Genomic DNA, 20757 nt, shown 5'->3' with positions numbered 1-20757 from the left:
CCGGTGTCCCGCCCTCTCGAAGTCTCTGTGCGGACTTCGCAACTTCACGAGAGATCGCAAGAACCGTGCCAGCGACGCGTAGAAATGACGCACTGCATCAAGTGCTTGATAGCAACGGTAAAGCTCCGCGATCTCGGGTGAGCCCCCTGGGCTTCGGGAAACGACGAGGTGATAAGCCGGTTGCGGCGCTGACAACCGAGTGACCGCAGGTGCGATCAGCCAAGCAGTTAGTGCGCGGTGCACACCATGCAGGGATCGAACGAACGCACGACGTGCTGGATCGTCACTGCGCGTGCGCCGGCATCACCGACCGGCGTGCCGACCAGCGCTTGTTCGAGCGGCCCCGGAACGCCGCCGCGATCACGCGGCGAGAAATTCCAGCTGGTCGGCGCGATGATCTGATAGCGGCGGATGCTGTCTCCGCGCAGCTCGATCCAGTGACCGAGGCTGCCGCGGGCAGCTTCGACGAGGCCAATGCCGGTGCCGTCCCGTCCCCGCTCGCCCCGCTCCAGAAACGGCTCGGCAAGATCGAGTTGCCGCGCCCACTGATGCATCGCAAGCGCCAGCCGGGCGGTCTCGCGCAGCCGCGCGATGACGCGGGTTGTGACGCACGAACCGAAACGGGCGACACAATCGCGGATCAGCGGATCGCCGTCGATCGCCTGCCGGGCCATAGCGCCGACTTCGGCCGGACCGCCGCCAAGCCGCGGCGCCTTGCACCAGCTGTAGCCGGCGGGCTTGTCCGCATCGGGGTCGGTGTCGGCTTCCAGCGGCGACAGCGAGGTGTCGCGCATCCAGGCGTGGGCCACATCCTCGGTGATCGCGGCAGGATCGAACGACGTCCGCGCCGCACTGGCTGAATCGAGCACGCCGGCCGCAAACAGCGGCGCATCCTCGCCGTGATAGGCGCCGAAGCTCATCAGCGGCAGCGCGATCCGGCCGAGCCGATGCAGCGCAAGATCGTCGGCCACCGCAAGGAAACTGGCGAAATCGCCGCCGCGGCCGTCGCGCCAAGCTTCCAGTGCCGCCACGCTGTCGATCGCCAGCAGGTTGTCGAGACTGTCGCCGAACATTGTGCGTTCGAGAAAATCACGGAAATCGCCGATGATCGACAGCAGTTGCACCCGCTCGCCGAGATCGATCGCGCAGGTCGTGCCGCCCGGCTGAAACGCCAAGCTGTGCGGCCATTTGCCGGCGAGCAGGCCCATGATCTGCAACAGCCTTGCCCGCGCCGGCAGCATCGCCTGCGCCGCGCTGCCTTGCACCGCCTTGAAGCGAGCCGCGATCTCAGGATGCCACGGCCGCCCCGCATAAGCATCGCGGGCGAAGTCCGGCATGAAGAACAGATTGAAGTGCGTCAGGTGATCGGCCGCGTTCTCAGCCGCGTGCGCCAAATTGGCGGCAAGCACGCCGTTGCGCGCCGGCCGCACGCCGCCGGCTGCCCGCAGCGCCGCCACCGCGGCCATCGACTGCGACACCGAGCAGATGCCGCAGATCCGCGGCACCAGGGTCAGCGCATCCATCGCCGATCGCCCGCGCAGGATTTGTTCGAAGCCGCGATACAAAGGCGCAGTGACTTCGGCCGACCGGACGACGCCGTCGTCGAGATCGAGCCGCACTTCCAGGTCGCCCTCGACGCGGTTGAACGGGCCGACCGTAATTCGCCGCGTCATGGCCGCCGGCCGGGATCGCTGCGCGGCGGCACCACGATGTGATCCGCCGCCGCGTTGGCCCGAACCCGCTTCGGTGTCGCCGATTTCGACAGCGCCGCCAGCGCGACGAACCACGCCTTCGGCATATCCAGCGGCAGGCCGACCGGAATGCCGGCGAGCTTGGCGGTTTCCATGAAGCCCTGGGAGGACTCGAAGCCCGGCGAGGTGCAGGCGATGCAGGCATAGCCGCCGCTGGTGCAGGAGCCGCTGCCGTTCCAGCCGCGCTGATTGCAGTCGCCGACCGCCTGGGTCGCCTTGCAGCCGAGATGCTCCATCAGGCAGCCCTGCTGCGACAGCTCCTCGGCGCTGGCCTTGAACTCGTAGTACTCGTTGCGGGCGCAGCCGTGATGCGCCAGATGATCGGCGAAGAAACGCGGCCGGCCGAACGCATCGAGCGCAGCGGTGTCGACACCGCCAAGCGCCAGCGCGGCCAGTGTTTCGGAAATCCAGCCGGGATGCGGCGCGCAGCCGGCGATGTTGATGACCGGCAGCCCGGCGCGGGAGCGGAACGCCGTGCCGAGGACGCCGCCTGGCTCTGCCGCCGCATATTGCAGGCCGCTGGCGTCGGTCGGATTGCCCCCCGCCATCGGCACGCCGCCGAACGCCGCGCAGCTTCCCGCCGCGACCACATAATCGGCGCGCGGCGCCAGCGCCGTCACCCAATGCAGCATCGAACGCCCGGTGCCACCGAGCATATTGAACCGGCCACTGCCATTTGGCCCGCGCAGCACGGCGCCTTCCAGCACCAACGCGCCGAGCTTCTGCTCGCCGGACGCAATGCGTTCGAAGATCGCCACCGCCTCTTCGGCGGTCGCCTCGCTCACGGAAGGATGCCACAGCAGATCGATGCCGAACCGCTTCAGCTCGGCAAACCAGCCGGAATGCCCGCCTTCCAGTGCCGCCATGGTGCAGCCGCCGCAGCTGGCTCCTTGCAGCCAAAGGATGTCGAAGGAGTCCATCGCCGCCGGCCTCCCAACCAGCTCTGTGGGCAGCGACTATGGGGGAGTTCGAGCGACGGCCGCAAGGCGGATGTCCGACACCCATGCATCGAGATAGGCCGTCGCGCCTGACTTAAGCTGTTGAAATAATTGGCTGGGGCGGGAGGGATCGAACCTCCGCATGGGGGAATCAAAATCCCCTGCCTTACCGCTTGGCTACGCCCCAACAGCCGGTTCCGGGCCGCGCAGGGCGGCCGGATGGCGGATTCGCTTCGGCTCCGCCGGTCTATCGACACCCAAGCGGCATTTCAACCGCCGAAAGCGTCGTGCGCGGCGTGTGGCCGGTCCGGCTGCAGAGCCGGCGCGACGCGACGGACGGTTGAGGGGAATGGGTTTTCGTGGAAAAAGGCCGGCATCCTTCCGTCAGCCGGGACATCAACATGACCTATCGCGCTCCGATCGACGACATCCTTCTTTCCCTGAACCACGGTGCGGGATTGCAGGCCGCCGTCGCCGCCGGCCATTTTGGCGACTACGACAGCGAGATCACCGCGCAAGTTCTGGACGAGGCGGGCAAGTTCGCCAGCGACATCCTGGCGCCGCTGAACCGGGTCGGCGACAAGCACGGCATCAAGCTCGAGCATGGCAAGGTCACCACCGCGCCGGGCTGGCCGGATGCCTATCAGCGCTGGATCGCCGCCGGCTGGAATGCGGTGTCGGGACCGGAGGATTTCGGCGGCCAGGGGCTGCCGATGGCGGTCAACGCCGCCTGCACCGAGATCTGGGCGTCGTCCAACATGGCGTTCGGGCTGTGCCCGCTGCTCACCCTGTCGGCGATCGACGCGCTGCACACCCACGGCAGCGACGCGCTGAAGCAGGTCTATCTCGGCAAGCTGATCTCCGGTGAGTGGACCGGCACGATGCAGCTCACCGAGCCGCAGGCCGGCTCCGACGTCGGCGCGCTGCGCACCCGCGCCGAGCGTGCCGCCGACGGCAGCTACAAGATCTTCGGCAGCAAGATCTTCATCACCTACGGCGACCACGACATGACCGACAACATCGTGCATTTCGTGCTCGCGCGGCTGCCGGATGCGCCGGCCGGCACCAAGGGCATCTCGCTATTCCTGGTGCCGAAATTCCTCGTCAACGCCGACGGCACGCTCGGGGCCCGCAACGACATCTATCCGAGCGGCGTCGAGCACAAGCTCGGCATCCACGCCTCGCCGACCTGCACCATGACGATGGGCGACCACGGCGGCGCAATCGGCTATCTGATCGGCGAAGAAAACCGCGGCATGCAGTGCATGTTCACGATGATGAACCAGGCCCGCCTTGCGGTCGGCCTCGAAGGCGTCGGCATTGCAGACCGCGCCTATCAGCAGGCGCTGGCCTATGCGCAGGAGCGCAAACAAGGCCGCGCGATCGGCAGCGCCGGCCCGGGGTCGGATCCGATCATCAAGCACCCCGACGTCAAGCGCACGCTGCTGACGATGCGGGCGCTGATCGGCGCCGCACGCACCATCTGTTACTCGACCGCGGTGGCACTCGACATCGCGGCGCGCAGCACCGACCCGAAGGTCAAAGCCTCCGCCGCGGCGCGCGGCGCGTTGCTGACGCCGATCGCCAAGGCGTTCTCCACCGACATCGGCATCGAAGTCGCCTCGCTCGGCGTCCAGATCCATGGCGGCATGGGCTTCATCGAAGAGACCGGCGCCGCGCAGCACTACCGCGACGCGCGGATTGCGCCGATCTATGAAGGCACCAACGGCATCCAGGCGATCGACCTCGTCACCCGCAAGCTTGGCGCTAACGGCGGCGCCTCGGTGTTCGCGCTGCTCGACGAGCTGACGCTGATCGTCAAGGATGTGGAAGCATCGAACGATCCGGGCTTCGGCCTCACCGGCCTGCGGCTGCGCGAGGGGCTGGAAGCGCTCGACCGCACCAGCCGTTATCTCCTGGACAAGCTCGGCAGCGACACCAACGACGCGCTGGCCGGCGCCACGCCCTACCTGCGTCTGTTCGGCGCCACGCTCGGCGGCTGCGCGCTGGCGGCCGAAGCGCTCGCGGCGCGCGATCTCGAAGGCATCAACGATCCGTCGCGCTACGTCGCGCTGGCACGGTTCTTCGCCGAGACCGTCGCGGTGCAGGCCCCTGCGCTGGAGCGCAGCGTGGTCGACAGCGCGGCGTCTGTGGCCGGTGCCGAGGCGGTGCTGACTGCCTAAGTTGATCCTTCGGCTTACGAAGAACTCCGGGGTGGCTGCGTCGCAGCCACCCTTTATTTTGTGTGCATCGCTTAAGGCCTGCGCTTCGACAGAAATTCGTCGCGGGCGGCGGGGGCGTCAGCTGACGTCACGGACGAACGTGATACGGTGCGTACCGAGGAGCGCTCCGCTCGATGCGGGGACGCCGAGTCTTAGGGGGAAATGCCATGACGGAGCATCTGATCGTCACGGATGAAGACGGCACGCGCGTGATCACCATGCGCCGGCCGGAAAAGAAGAACGCGCTGACGCAGGACATGTATCGCGAGATGAGCCACGCGATCGACACCGCGCAGAACAATCCCGACATCCGCTGCCTGATCATCACCGGCGGCTCCGGCGTGTTCACCGCCGGCAACGATCTCGACGATTTCCTCAAAGCCGGCACCGATACCAGCGGCGCCGCGCGCGTCACCAACGCCACCAAATTTCTGTATTCGCTGGCTCACAATGTGAAGCCGATCATTGCTGCTGTCGACGGCATCGCGATCGGCATCGGCACCACGATGCTGTTTCACTGCGACTACGTGCTGGCCTCGACCACGGCGACGTTCTCGACGCCGTTCATCCAGCTCGGACTGGTGCCGGAGGGCGCCTCCAGCCTGCTGATGCCGCGCACCATGGGCTATCAGCGCGCGTTCGCCACGCTGGTGATGGGCCACACGATGACGGCCGAGAACGCCCGCGTCGCCGGTTTCGTCAACGTCGTCGTGGCGCCGGGCCAGACCGAAATGGAAGCCAAGAAAGCCGCGCGGGAAATCTGCGCGCTGCCGGCCGAAGCGGTGGCGATCTCACGTAAGCTGCTGCGGCTGGCGCCCGACGAGATCACCCGGCGGATCGATCAGGAAACTCATCTGTTCGGCGAGCGAATGAAATCGCCCGAAGCCGTCAACGCCTTCATGCGGTTCTTCCAGCGGAAGAAGGCATGAGCCTGTGCGGCACCCGCCGGGTGCCGCAGCCGAGCTGATTACTTCTTCCCCGGTGCGAAATTCTGATCGCTGAACGGGTTCGACGACGGCGTCCGCAAATGGACAAAGCCGAGCTTCACCGACTGGTGGCAGGAATTGCAGCCGGCGGTGAGCTCGTCATAGGCGCGGGCGAATTCGCGAACGTCCTTGGCGGCGATCGCCGCCGACACCGCCTGGATCGGCTTGGCCATGGTGGTGACGTCGTTGACCGGTAGGCTCTGATACAGCTGAGCGGCGTCTTCGAGCCGAGTCTTGAGCTGCTTGGTCTCGTAAGTGGCGAGCCCCCAATTGCCGGCCTTGCCAGCATACCAGAGTTTGATGTGCCCGACCTGCGCGCCTTGCATCAGGTCAGCGAGGCGCGGCTGGGGGCGCTCGCCTTCCCGCGGCTGCTGTGCGCCGGCCAGCGAGATCGTGCCGACGAGCGCCAGCGCACCGATGATTCCTGCGGCGGGCTTGGCGAGCGTGAACATCTTCATGCGTCATCCCCGGTCTTGTACGAGCGCACCCGACTCGACGGCAGGTGCGCGATTGAACGTCATCAGTAAAGTGGTGCCTGTGTCCAGTTCAATCGGCACCTCGGCAAGGTTGGTATTCGGCGGCGTATCGCCGGCACCCTGCGGCAAACCGACGCCACTTGCATTCGCTCGCGCGGCAGGCGATGCGAAGCCAGAAAAAAGCTCTGCTCGGATCGCCGATGATCAAGCTCCGCTCCCGCCTAGCCCTGCTCGCCACCGCCGCCGCGCTCACTGTCGCATTCGTGCCCGCACCGCGCGCGGCCGAATTGCTGCCGCCGCCGGTCGATCTGCGGATTCTCGCGATCAACGACTTCCACGGCAATTTGCAGCCACCGCCCGGCGGCATCACGATCGACGATCCGGCCGATCGGACCAAGAAGATTCACGTCCCCGCCGGCGGCGCCGAACATATGGCGACGCTGGTCAAAGCGCTGCGCAAGGATCATCCCAATGCAATCTTCGTCGCCGCCGGCGATCTGATTGGCGCCAGCCCGTTTCTGTCGGCGATGTTTCACGACGAGCCGACCATCGAGTCGCTGTCGCTGATGGGGCTGGCGCTGTCCTCGGTCGGCAATCACGAATTCGACGAGGGCAAGACCGAGCTGCTCCGGATGCAGAACGGCGGCTGCCATCCGGTCGACGGCTGCCAGGGGCCGCATCCGTTCAAGGGCGCGGCGTTCAACTATCTGGCCGCCTCCACGGTCGAGACCGCGACCGGCAAGACGGTGTTTCCGCCCTATGCGATCCGCAAGTTCGGCGGTGTGCCGGTGGCGTTCATCGGGCTGACGCTGAAGAACACGCCGAATATGGTGTCACCGCCAGGTGTCGCCGGACTTTCATTCAAGGACGAGGCCGAGACCGTCAACGCCCTGATCCCGGAGCTGAAGGCCAAGGGCGTCGAGGCGATCGTGGTGCTAATCCATGAAGGTGGTTTTCCGACCGGCGACTACAACGAATGCCCGGGCATCTCCGGCCCGATCGTCGAGATCGTCAACAAGCTCGATCGCGCCGTCGACGTGGTGATCAGCGGCCACACCCACCGCGCCTACACCTGCCGGATCGACGGCCGCCTCGTCACCAGCGGCGACAAATACGGCACCATCGTCACCGCGATCGACCTCAAGCTCGATCCGACCACCGGCGACGTGATCAGCGCTGCGGCCAATAACACGATCGTCCGAACCGAAACGCTGGCCAAGGATCCGGCGCAGACCGAACTGATCGCCGCCTACGACAAACTGGCCGGCCCGATCGCGGCGCGGCCGGCAGGCTCGGTGACTTCGGCACTGTCGCGGATGCCGAACGTGGCCGGCGAGAGCGTACTCGGCGACGTCGTCGCCGATGCTCAGCTCGCCGCCACCCTCGACAAGGACAAAGGCGGCGCTGAGATCGCGCTGACCAATCCGGGCGGCGTCCGCTCCGATGTCCTGGGCGGCGAAGGCGGAGCAGTGACATTCGGCCAGGTGTTCGCCGCGCAGCCGTTCCGCAATCAGCTGGTGACGATGACGCTGACCGGCGCTCAGCTCAAGGCGGCGCTCGAACAGCAATGGGCTGAGCCGGCGCGGCCGCGAATTCTGCAGGTGTCGAAGGGTTTTCACTTCGCCTGGGATGCGGCGGGCGCCCCCGGCGGACGAATTCCGCCCGACAGGATGTCGCTGAACGGAGCGCCGATCGACCCGAACCGCACCTATCGGGTGACGCTCAACGCCTATCTGGCAGCCGGCGGCGACGGCTTCACCGTGTTCAAGGACGGTGCTGCACCGCAAACCGGCGTGTACGACGTCGACGCGTTGTTCTCTTATTTCAAGACTCACAGCCCGGTGGCGCCGCCGCCGACCGACCGGGTGACGCGATTGAATTAAGCTTGCGGCCGGCTAAGCCTTAAGCGGCCCTTTCGCTCGTCGCTGCGAATAACTACATTCATTCGAATATATCGCAGACACAGATCGGCGCCCGGGCACTTCTGAATGACCACGCTTTTTCTGACCCATTCCGCGTGCCTCGACCATCACACGCCGGAAGGACATCCTGAGCGCGCTGCGCGGCTCGTCGCCATCAACAAGACGCTCGGTGAAGAACGCTTTGCACCGCTGGCGCGCGCGGAGTCGCCGATCGGCTCGCTCGAGCACATCGCGCTGTGCCACACCGATCACCACATCGTCGAGCTGCGCCACATGTCGCCGTCCACCGGCATCGTCTATGTCGACGGTGACACCTCGATGTCGCCCGGCACGTTCGAAGCCGCGCTACGCGGTGTCGGCGGCTCGGTCGCCGCGGTGGACGCGGTGATGAAGGGCGAGGCCGCCAACGCCTTCGTGGCCACCCGTCCACCGGGGCACCATGCCGAAATCACCAAGCCGATGGGGTTCTGCTTCTTCGGCAATGCGGCGATCGCCGCGCGCTACGCCCAGCGGCAATACGGCATCGAGCGCGCCGCAGTGGTGGATTTCGACGTCCACCACGGCAACGGCACCCAGGACATCTTCTGGGGCGATCGCACCGTGATGTATTGCTCAACTCACCAGATGCCGCTGTTCCCAGGTACCGGCTCCCAGGGCGAGCGCGGCGAATATGACAATATCGTCAACGCCCCCCTCGCCTCCGAAGACGGTGGCACCGAGTTCCGGTTCGCGTTCGAGCAGCTGATCCTGCCCCAGCTCAAGCGGTTTTCGCCGGAATTGATCGTGATTTCGGCCGGTTTCGACGCCCATTACCGCGATCCGCTGGCCAGCCTGAACCTGCGCGCCGAAGATTTCGGCTGGGTCACCGAACGCCTGATGGAGGTCGCGGCCCAGACCGCCGGCGGGCGGATTGTCTCGGTCCTCGAGGGGGGATATGACCTCCAGGGCCTGAGTGAATCGGTTGCGGCTCACGTCGGCGCCCTGATGGGCGCTTGAACCAGCCGCCCCGTCAGGCGACCAAGAACAACAACCAAAACAATGCTGCCGCGCCCCCCGCGCGGTGCAGCTGGGAATGCGAAATGGCCGAAGCCGCAACCACCGATGTGAAAAAGCTCAGCTTCGAGCGCGCCCTCGAGGAACTCGAGACCATCGTCAAGCGGCTCGAAGACGGCAAGGTGCCGCTCGAGGAGTCGGTCACGATTTATGAACGCGGTGAAGCTTTGAAGCGCCGCTGTGAGGATCTGCTGCGGCAGGCCGAAGCCCGCGTGGACAAGATTACCACCGACGCGCAGGGCGCTCCGACCGGCACCGAGCCGCTGGACGTGCAGTAACTCAACCATACGTAAAGGTAATTGTTTGCGCCACCATCCAGGCACCCACCGTGTTTGCGGCGCAACACTGGAGTTCCGAAATTACCCCCATCAACCCTGTTGGCCGAAAGTTTACGCAGCCTGACCAAGCCTTGGGCGGCCGATGGTTGGCTTTAAAGACGGGTTTGTGTAAAGGTATGAGCTTATGCGCCGCGCTTGACACTCGCCGGGATGGCACTGTCAAGTTCGGTGGACGTGTGCAGCCGCAATAAGTGATCGAGGTCACTTCGACGATCGGGAGCGCACACTACGCTTCGATCGTTGATTTCTCCTGACGTAGGAGTGCGGGAGCCGGGTGAGGCTCGCGCAGACTGGACACTCGGACCATTCGTCGAGGGACTCACCACCCTATAGTTATAAGACTGGAATATCGCCGTGACCGAATTTAGTAAAACACCGCTTCTCGACACCATTCGCACACCGGAAGATCTGCGCAAGCTGCGGATCGATCAGGTTCGGCAGGTCGCCGACGAATTGCGATTGGAGACGATCGACGCGGTATCGGTCACCGGCGGGCATTTTGGCGCCGGGCTCGGCGTGGTCGAACTGACCACCGCACTGCACTATGTGTTCGACACCCCGCGCGACCGGCTGATCTGGGACGTTGGCCACCAGGCCTACCCGCACAAGATTCTGACCGGCCGGCGCGACCGCATCCGCACCCTGCGCACCGGCGGCGGCCTGTCCGGCTTCACCAAGCGCACCGAGAGCGACCACGACCCGTTCGGCGCCGGCCACTCCTCGACCTCGATCTCGGCCGGCCTCGGCATGGCGGTCGCCAGCGAACTCGCCGGCAAGAAGAACAACGTCATCGCGGTGATTGGCGACGGTTCGATCTCGGCCGGCATGGCCTACGAGGCGATGAACAATGCCGGTGCGATGAACTCCCGGCTGATCGTCATCCTCAATGACAACAACATGTCGATCGCCCCGCCTGTCGGCGCGATGTCCGCCTATCTGTCGCGGCTGTACTCGGGCAAGACCTATCGGTCGCTGCGCGAGGCCGGCAAGCAGATCGGGAAGCACCTGCCGAAGCTGATCGCCGACCGCGCCGCCCGCGCCGAGGAATATTCCCGCGGCTTCATGATGGGCGGCGGCACCCTGTTCGAGGAACTCGGTTTCTACTACGTCGGCCCGGTCGACGGCCACAACCTCGACCACCTGCTGCCGATCCTGCAGAACGTCCGTGATGCCGACACCGGCCCGTTCCTGATCCACGTCGTCACCCAGAAGGGCAAGGGCTACGGCCCGGCCGAAGCGGCGGCCGACAAGTATCACGCGGTGGTCAAGTTCGATATCGCCACCGGCGCCCAGGCCAAGGCCAAGTCGAACGCCCCCTCCTATCAGAACGTGTTCGGCCAGAGCCTGGTCAAGGAAGCCCAGAAGGACGACAAGATCGTCGGCATCACCGCGGCGATGCCGTCGGGCACCGGCATCGACATCTTCGAGAAGGCCTTCCCGAAGCGCACGTTCGACGTCGGCATTGCCGAACAGCACGCCGTGACCTTCGCGGCCGGCCTCGCCACCGAAGGCTACAAGCCGTTCTGCGCGATCTACTCGACCTTCCTGCAGCGCGCCTACGACCAGATCGTGCACGACGTCGCGATCCAGAAGCTGCCGGTGCGCTTTGCGATCGACCGCGCGGGCCTCGTCGGAGCCGACGGCGCCACCCACGCCGGTTCGTTCGACAACGCCTATCTCGGCTGCCTCCCCAACATGGTGATCATGGCTGCGGCCGACGAAGCCGAGCTGGTGCACATGGTCGCCACCCAGGTGGCGATCGACGACCGGCCGAGCGCGGTGCGCTATCCGCGCGGCGAAGGCCGCGGCGTCGAGATGCCGGAAGTCGGCATTCCGCTGGAAATCGGCAAGGGCCGCGTGATCCGCCAGGGCAACAAGGTCGCGCTGCTGTCGTTCGGCACCCGGCTCGCCGAGGCGGAGAAGGCCGCGGACGAACTCGCCACCCTCGGCCTCTCCACCACCGTCGCCGATGCGCGTTTCATGAAGCCGCTCGATGTCGAGCTGGTGCTGAAGCTCGCCCGCGACCACGAAGTGCTGCTCACCATCGAAGAAGGTTCGATCGGCGGTTTCGGCAGCCACGTGATGCAGACGCTGGCCGAGCACGGCATGCTCGACGGCGAAGTGAAGATGCGGGCGCTGGTGCTGCCCGACGTATTCATGGATCACGACAATCCGGTGGCGATGTACGCCCGCGCCGGCCTCGACGCCAAGGCAATCGTCAAGAAGGTGTTCGACGTGCTCGGCAAGGATGCCGCGACCGAGACCTCGAAGCTGGCCTGAGGCGCTGACACGCGCGCCCCTGGCAGAGATTTCCCGGGCTGCGCCGGCGTGCTCTGACCCTCCCCCTCCAGGGGAGGGTGAATTTGCACCCACCCGACCATGAAGATCTACCTCGCCGGTCCCGACGTATTCCTGCCCGATGCGCTGTTGATCGGCCGGCGCAAAGCCGCGCTGTGCGCAGACCACGGCTTCACCGGCCTGTTTCCGCTCGACAACGCGGTGGCGCTCGCCGCGCACGACGCGTCGCTGCAGATCTTCCGCGGCAACGAAGCGATGATGAATGATGCCGACGCCATCATCGCCAATCTGACGCCGTTTCGCGGCCCCAGCGCCGACGCCGGCACGGTGTACGAACTCGGCTACATGGCCGGACGCGGCAAGCTGGTGCTCGGCTATTCGAACGATCCGGCGAACTACGTCGCGCGCGTCAAGCAGTTCGAAACCGTCGAGAGCCGCAACGGTCTGCTGATCGGCGCCGACCGACTGGCGGTCGAGGACTTCGGCCTCGCCGACAACCTGATGCTGATCCACTGCCTCGATCTGTACGGGGCTCCGTTAGTGACGCCACGCCGGCGGCCGGCCGACCTGTGGCACGATCTCGACAGCTTCACCGCCTGTCTTCAGATCGCGGCAGAGCGGCTGCGGCCGCAACAGGCGCGCTGACCATGGCCAAGTCATCGGACTCCACGCCCCGCAAGCGCGCCGATGTCGTGCTGGTCGAACGCGGCCTGTTCGACAGCCGCGCGCGGGCGCAGGCGGCGATCGAGGCCAGCCTCGTAGTCGCGGACGGCAAACCAGTGATGAAAGTCTCTGAGCCGATCGCGCTTGATGCCGTGCTCGAAGCGCAGCCGGCGCATCCCTGGGTGTCGCGGGGCGGCGTCAAGCTCGCCGGCGCGCTGGAGCGCTATCCGATCGAGATCGAGGATCACGTCTGCCTCGACGTCGGCTCCTCCACCGGCGGCTTCACCGAGGTGCTGCTGGCACACGGTGCCGCGCTGGTGTTCGCGGTTGATGTCGGCCGCGATCAACTCCACGCTTCGCTGCGCGGCCATCCCAAGATCGTCTCGATGGAAGAGACCGACATCCGCAAACTCGAAGGCACGCGGCTGCCGCAGCGGCCGGACGTCGTGGTGATCGATGCCAGCTTCATCTCACTGAAACAGGTGCTGCCCGCTGCGCTGTCGCTCGCCGCATCGCCGATGAGTCTGCTGGCACTGATCAAGCCGCAGTTCGAGGCGCCCTCGAAGCGCGGCATCGTCCGCGACGCCAAGGTGCACCGCGCGGTGTGCGACGAGGCCGTCGCCTTCGCCGCCTCGCTTGGTTGCCGCGACATCGAGGTATTTGCCTCGTCGATCGCCGGCGGCGACGGCAATGTCGAGTTCTTCCTCGGTGCGAAGCGCGGCTGAAGGCGTCCTGGGCGCGACGACTTGGCCGGAACCAAAGTCTTACTCCGGCCGCAACTTCGGCTATGGTGCGCGCCATGACCGCACCTGGTTCCAACATCGCCGCCGGCGCGCTTGCGCCGGCGAAATCGTCTGCGTGGCGGACAGAGCTGATCGAAACGCTGTGGCTCGCGTGGCCGATGGCGCTGACGCAGCTCGGCCAGATCGCGATGATGACCACCGATCTGGCGCTGATCGGCCGGCTCGGCGATGCCGCCGTGGCCGCGGCGGCGCTGGCGCATTTCGTGCTGTTTTCGACCTTCACGATGGGTCTGGGTCTGGTCTCCGCGGTGACGCCGCTGGCCGCACAGGCGTTCGGCGCCCGCGCGCCGCGTCAGGTGCGTGCTTCACTGCGCGTCGGCCTGTGGGCGGGCGTGATCGCCGGTGTGCCGCTGACGCTCGGCCAGCTCTATGGCGAAGAGCTGCTGGTCGCGCTCGGCCAAAATCCTGCGACCTCGCGGCTTGCCGGTGATTATCTCGACGGGCTGGCATGGTCGCTGGTGCCGGGCTGGCTATTCATCGCGCTGCGCGGCTTGATGGGCGCGGTGAACCGGCCCGAGCCGGCGCTGTGGATCATGCTGACCGCGATCCCGATCAACCTCGGCCTCGCTTACGTACTGATCCACGGCTCGTTCGGCCTGCCGCGGCTGGAGATCTTCGGCGCCGGCCTCGCCACCAGCATCGTGTCGTGGGCGATGTGTATCGCCGCCGCCGTGGTGTGCGTGACGATGCGCCCGTTCCGGAAATACCAAGTGTTCGGCGAACTGTTCCGGTTCGACGGCGAGCTTATGCGCCGGCTGCTGCAGCTCGGCCTGCCGATCTCCGGCGCTTCCGTGCTGGAATACGGTGTATTCGGCGCCGCCGCGCTGCTGATGGGCAAGTTCGGCACCACCGCACTCGCCGCGCATCAGATCGCGCTGCAGGTGGCCGCGATCATGTTCATGGTGCCGATGGGGATCTCGGTCGCCGCCACGGTGCGGGTCGGCCATGCGGTCGGCCGCGGCGATCCGCCGTCCGCGCGACGCGCCGGCTTTGCGGCGATCGGCCTCGGCTTCGTGTTCATGGCCGCGATGACCCTGCTGGTTGCGCTGACGCGGCATCAGATCCCGCAGCTGTTCCTCGGCGATTCCGACACCTCGATCGAAACCGCGACGCTGACCGCGGCACTGCTGATCGTCGGCGCGAGCTTCTTCATTGCCGACGGCCTGCAGGTCGTCGCCAACGGCGCGCTGCGCGGCCGCAACGACACCAAGGTGCCGCTGCTGTTCGCGGTGCTCGGGTTCTGGGTGATCGGTTTTCCGTTCTGCTGGGTGCTCGGCTTCCACACCGACCTCGGACCGTTCGGTGTCTGGATCGGGCTCGCGGTCGGCCTCGTCGTCTATGCGGCGCTGCTGGTGTGGCGATTCCACCGGCTGACGCGCGACGCGATGGCCGCGGCCGTCGCCGCCTGATCACTTCCGGCTTTACGGCCTGCCGGCCGGGGACTATCGCATCGCCATGATCCAAACCCTGACGATCGATCAGCTCGGCCACCGCGGCGACGGCGTCAGCCTGTCGCAAGGCGGCGCGACCTACGTGCCGTTCGCCCTGCCCGGCGAAACTGTCGAGGCCGAACCGGTGCAGGGTCATCCCGACCGCCGCAAACTACTGCGCGTCGAGATCCCCAGCCCCGACCGGGTGGCGCCGTTCTGTCCGCATTTCGGCGTGTGCGGCGGCTGCGCCATCCAGCATTTGCGCGACGAGCCGTATCGGACGTGGAAACGCAACCTAGTAATCGAGACGCTGGCCCAAGCCGGGATCGACGTTCCGGTCGACCCGCTGATCGACGCCCACGGCGCCGGCCGCCGCCGCATCACGCTGCATGCCCGCCGCGGCACGCACGACATTCTCAAGGTCGGCTTCAGCGCCACCGCGAGCCACGACATCATCGGCATCGATCACTGCCCGATCCTCGATCCGGGGCTGAACGGCGCGCTGGAGGCGGCCTGGGCGCTGGCCGAAGCGCTGACGCCGGTCGGCAAGCCGCTCGACATTCAAGTCACCGCCACCGAGAACGGCCTCGATATCGACGTGCGCGGCTCCGGGCCGCTGCCGCCGAAGATGATCACTTCACTCTCGCAACTCGCCGAGAAGCACAAGCTCGCCCGGCTGACGCGCCACGGTGAATTAGTTCTGCTGCGCCGGCCGCCGGTGGTGGCGATCGGCAAGGCCAAAGTGACGCTGCCGCCGGGTGTGTTCCTGCAGGCGACGGCGCTTGGCGAACAGACGCTGGCGGAGCTGGCGATGGCGAATCTCGGCCGCGCCAAGCAGGTCGCGGATTTGTTCTGCGGCGTCGGCCCTTTCGCGCTACGTCTCGCCGAAAAGGCGCGAGTATTCGCCTGTGACAGCGATGCGCCGGCGGTCACGGCGCTACAGAAGGCCGCGCCGGCAACGTCGGGGCTGAAGCCGGTGAAGGCCGAAGCACGCGATCTATTCCGTCGCCCGCTGGCACCGCCCGAACTCCGCGACTTCGACGCCGTGCTGTTCGATCCCCCGCGCCAGGGCGCGCAGGCGCAGGCCGCGCAGCTCGCAGCGAGCCGGGTGCCTCTGGTGATCGCCGTCTCCTGTAACGCCACCACCTTCGCCCGCGATGCGAAACTGTTGATCGATGGCGGCTACAAGCTCGAACGCGTGATCCCGGTCGATCAGTTCAAGTACACGCCTCATGTCGAATTGGTGGCGGTGTTACGAAAGCAGTAGTTCAAAGCGTCATTCCGGGGCGCTCGCGAACGCGAGCGAACCCGGAATCTGGAGCTGTCGAGCAACCGGCATTTCAACATGTCGGGATTTCGGGTTCACGCGCTCTGCGCGTGCCCCAGAATGACGGAGTAACAACTATCCGATCGCGATGCCGCCGCCGATCGTGCGGTTGAGCACTTGGGTGGTGCGTTCGATGCGTTCGGCGGCGCTGTTGAGTGCAGCGGCGACGGCGCGGTTGGTCGAGACCGTGCGATCGAGCGCAGCGGCGCGGTCGTTGCGCAGGGCATCGACCTCCTGCTGCAGCGAGGCAATGCGGCCGTGGGCGTCGAGGAGTTCGTCGGCCATCATCAGCGCCGCCATCACAGTCAGCCGCGCGTCGCCGATCTCGCCGAACCGGCCGCGCAGGCTCTGGATCCGTGTCTCGAGATTTTCAGCGAGCCCGAGCAGCTGCGGCTCCTGGCCTGGCTCGCAGGCCATCCGGTATTGCCGGCCGTTGATGGTGACGCTGACGTGGTTGGCGGATCCAGCGGAGTCGCTCGAGCTCATGACTCCTCCTCGGCCGGCTGTGGATCGCCTGCTTCCGTGTCGAGCACGTGACGGATGGTGTCGATCGCGGAGTCGAGCCGCTGCGCGATCTCGCGATTGACCCGCTCGAGCTTGCGGCTGCGTACCAACGCACCGTCGAGTTCATCGGCGAGGCGCGAACGATCGGCGCCGAGCGCCTGGATTCGCGATGCCAGCTCGTCCTCGTCGCGGTCGGCCTCGGCACGCCGTTCCACCGCGCTTTCCAGCGCTTCGAGCGCCGCCGCAAGGCGGCGAGCCGCCGCAACGATCTCGGCCGGTGCCTGATCGGTAGCGATGGAACCGTGGGCAGGACGATCCGTCATGCTCGTTGCGCGACCCCTCGCAAGCTCCCACACCCGAGGTCTCTGGGGACCCCCACAAAAGCCACGATTGAACAAGCCTTTAGAGCATGAAATTTACGTGGCGCAGAAGCCCAGCGCAACGCTGCCGCTGAACTATGCACTGCAAAGCGCCCCTCGGAACGCCGGTTTCCGGCCCTAATATTGGCCTTAACGGTATCGGGTGCTATGCCGAACTGGCTTCTCCGGCTGCTCACCCCCATCTGTTCTGTTCATCGCCCTGCCATCAAGGCAGGGCACGTTCCGATTCCACCGGAACACGGCATCCCTCATTTTTCAGCGAGATCCATCATGGCGCAGGTCGATCATTCCCGTATGGCAAACGCAATCCGGGCGCTGGCGATGGATGCGGTGGAAAAAGCCAAATCCGGCCATCCCGGGCTGCCGATGGGCGCCGCCGACGTCGCGACCGTGCTGTGGACGCAGTTCTTGAAATTCGATGCGGTCGACCCGCACTGGCCGGATCGCGACCGCTTCATCCTCTCGGCCGGCCATGGCTCGATGCTGCTCTATGCGCTGCTGTATCTGACCGGCAATGAGGAGCTGACGCTCGACCAGATCAAGAATTTCCGTCAGCTCGACTCCAAGACGCCGGGGCATCCTGAGAACTGCATCACCTCCTCGGTCGAGACCACCACCGGTCCGCTCGGCCAGGGCGTCGCCTCCTCGGTCGGCACCGCGCTGGCAGAACGACTGTTGCAAGCGGAGTTCGGCGACATCGTCGATCACTACACCTACGTGCTGTGCTCGGACGGCGACCTGATGGAAGGCGTCAGCCACGAAGCGATCGCACTAGCCGGGCATCTCAGGCTGTCGAAGCTGATCTTCCTGTACGACGACAACGGCATCTCGATCGACGGGCCGCTGTCGCTGACCGACAATGTCGACCAGGTCGCGCGCTTCCAGGCGCATGGCTGGAATTCGTTCCGGATCGACGGCCACGACCACAAGGCGATCGCCGACGCGATCCGCAAAGCCCAGGCCTCCGACCGGCCGACCATGATCGCCTGCAAGACCACGATCGGGTTCGGCGCGCCGCATAAGGCCGGCACCTCGAAGGCCCATGGCGAGCCGCTCGGAGCCGAGGAGCTCGCGGGCGCCAAGAAGGCGCTCGGCTGGGATTACGGCCCGTTCGAGATTCCCGACGACGTGCTCAGCGCCTGGCGCAATGTCGGCAAGCAGGGGGCATCGGCGCGCGCCGACTGGCTGGCGCGGTTCGACGCCCTGCCAGCGGACAAGCGCGACGATTTCAAGCGCCGGGTGATCGACCGCAAGCGGCCGGCGGCGATTGCGGACGCGATCCGTACGCTCAAGGACAAGCTGGTTGCCGAGCCGCAGACCATCGCGACCCGCAAGGCCAGCGAGCTGGCGCTGGAAGCGCTGACGCCCGTGGTACCCGAGCTGCTGCTCGGCTCCGCCGACCTGACGCCCTCCAACAACACCCGCGTCAAGCAGGCCAAGGACGTGACGCCGGACGATTTCTCCGGCCGCTACATCCACTACGGCATCCGCGAGATGGGCATGGCGGCGGCGATGAACGGCTTGGCGATGCACGGCGGGTTTGCGCCCGCGGGCGGCACCTTCCTGTGCTTCACCGACTACGCCCGCCCGTCGATGCGGGTGGCGGCGCTGTCGCATGTGCCGGTCGTGTACATCATGACCCACGACTCGATCGGGCTCGGCGAAGACGGCCCGACGCATCAGCCGGTCGAACATCTCGCGGCGCTGCGGGCGATGCCGAACATGCGGGTATTCCGCCCGGCCGACGCGGTGGAAACCGCCGAGTGCTGGCAGCTCGCACTGGAAAACACCAATGGGCCAACCTTGCTGGCGCTGTCGCGGCAGAACCTCGCCCAGGTCCGCACCGCGACGTCCGAGGCCAACCTCTGCGCCACCGGCGGCTATGAGCTGATCCCGGCACCCGGCAAGGCGCAGGTTTCGATCTTCGCCACCGGTTCCGAGGTCGAGATCGCAGTCGCGGCCCAGAAGCTGCTCGAGGTGCAGGGCGTCGCCGCCCGCGTCGTGTCGGTGCCGTCGCTCGATCTGCTGCTGGCTCAGGACGATGCCACCCGCGCGGCGATCATCGGCGATGCACCGGTCAAGGTCGCGGTCGAAGCCGCGGTGCGGTTCGGCTGGGACGCGGTGATCGGTCCGGACGGCGGCTTCGTCGGCATGACCGGCTTCGGCGCCAGCGCACCGGCCAAGGACCTCTACAAGCACTTCGGAATCACCGCCGAAGCTGTGGCGGACGCCGCTAAGCGTCGGCTTGCCGCCTAATATCTCGGCGCCCACACTCGGGCGATTAAGGATCGCGCAGTTTTTCAGGCGCGGCGGTTCACCGCATCAGGTGGGCCGCGCCTGCGGTAAGTCTTTGATCTGAATCATGAACGAGCGGATTGCAACTGCTCGGCATTTTGGGCATGAAACCGCGCAAGAGTACGGGGCGGGCCCCGCCATAGAACTGAAAATCATCTGCAGCGAGGAGAAATTGGATGGCAGTCCGGGTCGCGATCAATGGGTTTGGCCGTATCGGCCGCAACGTTCTGCGGGCGATCTACGAGTCCGGTCGTAAGGATATCGAAGTCGTTGCGATCAACGATCTCGGCCCCGTTGAGACCAACGCCCATCTGCTCCGCTTCGACTCCGTCCACGGCCGCTTCCCGTTCGAGGTCAAGGTCGACGGCGACACCATCGATGCCGGCCGCGGCAAGATCAAGGTGACGGCGATCAAGGATCCTTCGGCGCTGCCGTACAAGGAAGTCGGCGTCGACATCGCGCTGGAATGCACCGGTATCTTCACCGCGCGCGACAAGGCCGCCACGCTGCTGACCGCCGGCGCCAAGCGCGTGCTGGTTTCGGCTCCGTCGGACGGCGCTGACGCGACCATCGTGTATGGCGTCAACCACGAGACCCTGTCCAAGGACCACATGGTGGTTTCGAACGGCTCGTGCACCACGAACTGCCTGGCTCCGGTCGCCAAGGTGCTCAACGACACCGTCGGCATCGAAACCGGCTTCATGACCACGATCCACGCCTACACCGGCGACCAGCCGACGCTGGACACCATGCACAAGGATCTCTACCGCGGCCGCGCCGCGGCGATGTCGATGATCCCGACTTCGACCGGCGCCGCCAAGGCGATCGGCCTGGTGCTGCCGGAGCTGAAGGGCAAGCTGGACGGCGTCGCGATCCGCGTGCCGACCCCGAACGTCTCGGTGGTCGACCTCAAGATCATCGCCAAGAAGGCCACCACCAAGGAAGAGATCAACGAAGCGATCAAGCGCGCCGCCGAGCAGGAGCTGAAGGGCATCCTCGGCTACACCAACGCGCCGAACGTCTCGATCGACTTCAACCACGATCCGCACTCGTCCACCTTCCACATGGACCAGACCAAGGTGCAGAACGGCACGCTGGTTCGCGTGATGTCGTGGTACGACAACGAGTGGGGCTTCTCCAACCGCATGGCCGACACTGCCGTCGCGATTGGCAAGCTGATCTAATCGACTAAGTCTCGATCTCGTCGACCAAGTCGCTCAGCGACGAAGTCGAAAACGACACGGCGCCTCATGGACCAAGTTCGGGTTATTACCCGCTTCTCCCATGGGGCGCCGCATTCGACGCGCCGAAGCTGTTCTTCGTGCGCCCCTCATCCTCCCTCATCCTGAGGAGCCGAGCGCAGCGAGGCGT

The 20757-nt window shown here is 66.1% G+C and carries 17 protein-coding genes and 1 tRNA gene; 12 read left to right on the top strand and 6 right to left on the bottom strand.

Annotated elements, in window-relative coordinates; translation table 11 throughout:
* Window positions 1-227: 227 nt before the first annotated feature.
* From HZF03_RS04855 to HZF03_RS04845, 3 genes are all read right to left on the bottom strand, one after another.
* On the bottom strand, window positions 228-1673 hold the full coding sequence (locus tag HZF03_RS04855; protein ID WP_119019262.1) for a nickel-dependent hydrogenase large subunit: 1446 nt from the start codon (window positions 1671-1673) through the stop codon (window positions 228-230).
* Window positions 1670-2671 (bottom strand): NADH-quinone oxidoreductase subunit B family protein, encoded by a 1002-nt coding sequence (locus HZF03_RS04850; protein ID WP_119019261.1) that lies wholly within the window; start codon window positions 2669-2671, stop codon window positions 1670-1672. The genes HZF03_RS04855 and HZF03_RS04850 overlap by 4 nt, the downstream gene beginning before the upstream one ends.
* A gap of 130 nt (window positions 2672-2801) precedes the next feature.
* A tRNA-Gln gene (locus HZF03_RS04845) sits at window positions 2802-2876 on the bottom strand.
* Between the two features lie 214 nt (window positions 2877-3090).
* Here HZF03_RS04845 and HZF03_RS04840 point away from each other — a divergent pair.
* Both HZF03_RS04840 and HZF03_RS04835 read left to right on the top strand, forming a co-directional pair.
* A complete protein-coding gene (locus HZF03_RS04840) occupies window positions 3091-4872 on the top strand; it encodes an acyl-CoA dehydrogenase family protein (RefSeq protein WP_119019260.1) in 1782 nt (593 codons plus the stop codon).
* 206 nt (window positions 4873-5078) lie between these two features.
* Complete coding sequence (locus HZF03_RS04835; RefSeq protein ID WP_041809473.1) at window positions 5079-5840, top strand: crotonase/enoyl-CoA hydratase family protein; 762 nt, start codon at window positions 5079-5081, stop codon at window positions 5838-5840.
* A gap of 38 nt (window positions 5841-5878) precedes the next feature.
* Here the strand turns inward: HZF03_RS04835 and HZF03_RS04830 are convergent, their stop codons facing one another.
* A complete protein-coding gene (locus tag HZF03_RS04830; RefSeq protein ID WP_011156491.1) occupies window positions 5879-6355 on the bottom strand; it encodes a hypothetical protein in 477 nt (158 codons plus the stop codon).
* Window positions 6356-6573: 218 nt separating this feature from the next.
* Here HZF03_RS04830 and HZF03_RS04825 point away from each other — a divergent pair, with 218 nt between their 5' ends.
* From HZF03_RS04825 to HZF03_RS04790, 8 genes are all read left to right on the top strand, one after another.
* A complete protein-coding gene (locus tag HZF03_RS04825; RefSeq protein WP_119019320.1) occupies window positions 6574-8256 on the top strand; it encodes a bifunctional metallophosphatase/5'-nucleotidase in 1683 nt (560 codons plus the stop codon).
* Between the two features lie 105 nt (window positions 8257-8361).
* Window positions 8362-9291 carry a histone deacetylase family protein gene (locus HZF03_RS04820; protein WP_011156489.1) on the top strand — a complete coding sequence of 310 codons (930 nt, stop codon included), beginning with the start codon at window positions 8362-8364 and terminating at the stop codon, window positions 9289-9291.
* Between the two features lie 83 nt (window positions 9292-9374).
* Window positions 9375-9626 carry an exodeoxyribonuclease VII small subunit gene (locus HZF03_RS04815; RefSeq protein ID WP_011156488.1) on the top strand — a complete coding sequence of 84 codons (252 nt, stop codon included), beginning with the start codon at window positions 9375-9377 and terminating at the stop codon, window positions 9624-9626.
* 414 nt (window positions 9627-10040) lie between these two features.
* Complete coding sequence (dxs, locus tag HZF03_RS04810; RefSeq protein WP_011156487.1) at window positions 10041-11966, top strand: 1-deoxy-D-xylulose-5-phosphate synthase; 1926 nt, start codon at window positions 10041-10043, stop codon at window positions 11964-11966.
* Between the two features lie 99 nt (window positions 11967-12065).
* Complete coding sequence (locus HZF03_RS04805) at window positions 12066-12629, top strand: nucleoside 2-deoxyribosyltransferase (protein ID WP_119019259.1); 564 nt, start codon at window positions 12066-12068, stop codon at window positions 12627-12629.
* 2 nt (window positions 12630-12631) lie between these two features.
* The gene (locus HZF03_RS04800) at window positions 12632-13372 is read left to right on the top strand and encodes a TlyA family RNA methyltransferase (RefSeq protein ID WP_119019258.1); all 741 of its coding nucleotides are present in this window, start codon (window positions 12632-12634) and stop codon (window positions 13370-13372) included.
* 62 nt (window positions 13373-13434) lie between these two features.
* Entirely contained in the window at window positions 13435-14859 is a 1425-nt protein-coding gene (locus HZF03_RS04795) for an MATE family efflux transporter (protein WP_011156484.1), read from the top strand.
* A 46-nt stretch (window positions 14860-14905) separates the two neighbouring features.
* The gene (locus HZF03_RS04790; protein ID WP_119019257.1) at window positions 14906-16147 is read left to right on the top strand and encodes a class I SAM-dependent RNA methyltransferase; all 1242 of its coding nucleotides are present in this window, start codon (window positions 14906-14908) and stop codon (window positions 16145-16147) included.
* Window positions 16148-16282: 135 nt separating this feature from the next.
* Here HZF03_RS04790 and HZF03_RS04785 read toward each other — a convergent pair whose 3' ends face one another.
* Together HZF03_RS04785 and HZF03_RS04780 are read right to left on the bottom strand one after the other, a co-directional pair.
* Entirely contained in the window at window positions 16283-16693 is a 411-nt protein-coding gene (locus HZF03_RS04785) for a cell division protein ZapA (RefSeq protein ID WP_011156482.1), read from the bottom strand.
* Window positions 16690-17034, bottom strand: a complete 345-nt coding sequence (locus HZF03_RS04780) for a DUF4164 domain-containing protein (RefSeq protein WP_012494595.1) — start codon at window positions 17032-17034, stop codon at window positions 16690-16692. The genes HZF03_RS04785 and HZF03_RS04780 overlap by 4 nt, the downstream gene beginning before the upstream one ends.
* 327 nt (window positions 17035-17361) lie before the next feature.
* Here HZF03_RS04780 and tkt point away from each other — a divergent pair, with 327 nt between their 5' ends.
* Window positions 17362-19347, top strand: coding sequence for a transketolase (gene tkt, locus HZF03_RS04775; protein WP_119019256.1), 1986 nt, complete (start codon window positions 17362-17364; stop codon window positions 19345-19347).
* Between the two features lie 215 nt (window positions 19348-19562).
* A complete protein-coding gene (gap, locus tag HZF03_RS04770; RefSeq protein WP_011156479.1) occupies window positions 19563-20570 on the top strand; it encodes a type I glyceraldehyde-3-phosphate dehydrogenase in 1008 nt (335 codons plus the stop codon).
* Window positions 20571-20757 lie beyond the last annotated feature (187 nt).

The sequence above is a fragment of the Rhodopseudomonas palustris genome, assembly GCF_013415845.1.
GTDB lineage: Bacteria > Pseudomonadota > Alphaproteobacteria > Rhizobiales > Xanthobacteraceae > Rhodopseudomonas > Rhodopseudomonas palustris_F.
This window is presented reverse-complemented; position numbering and strand designations above follow the sequence as displayed.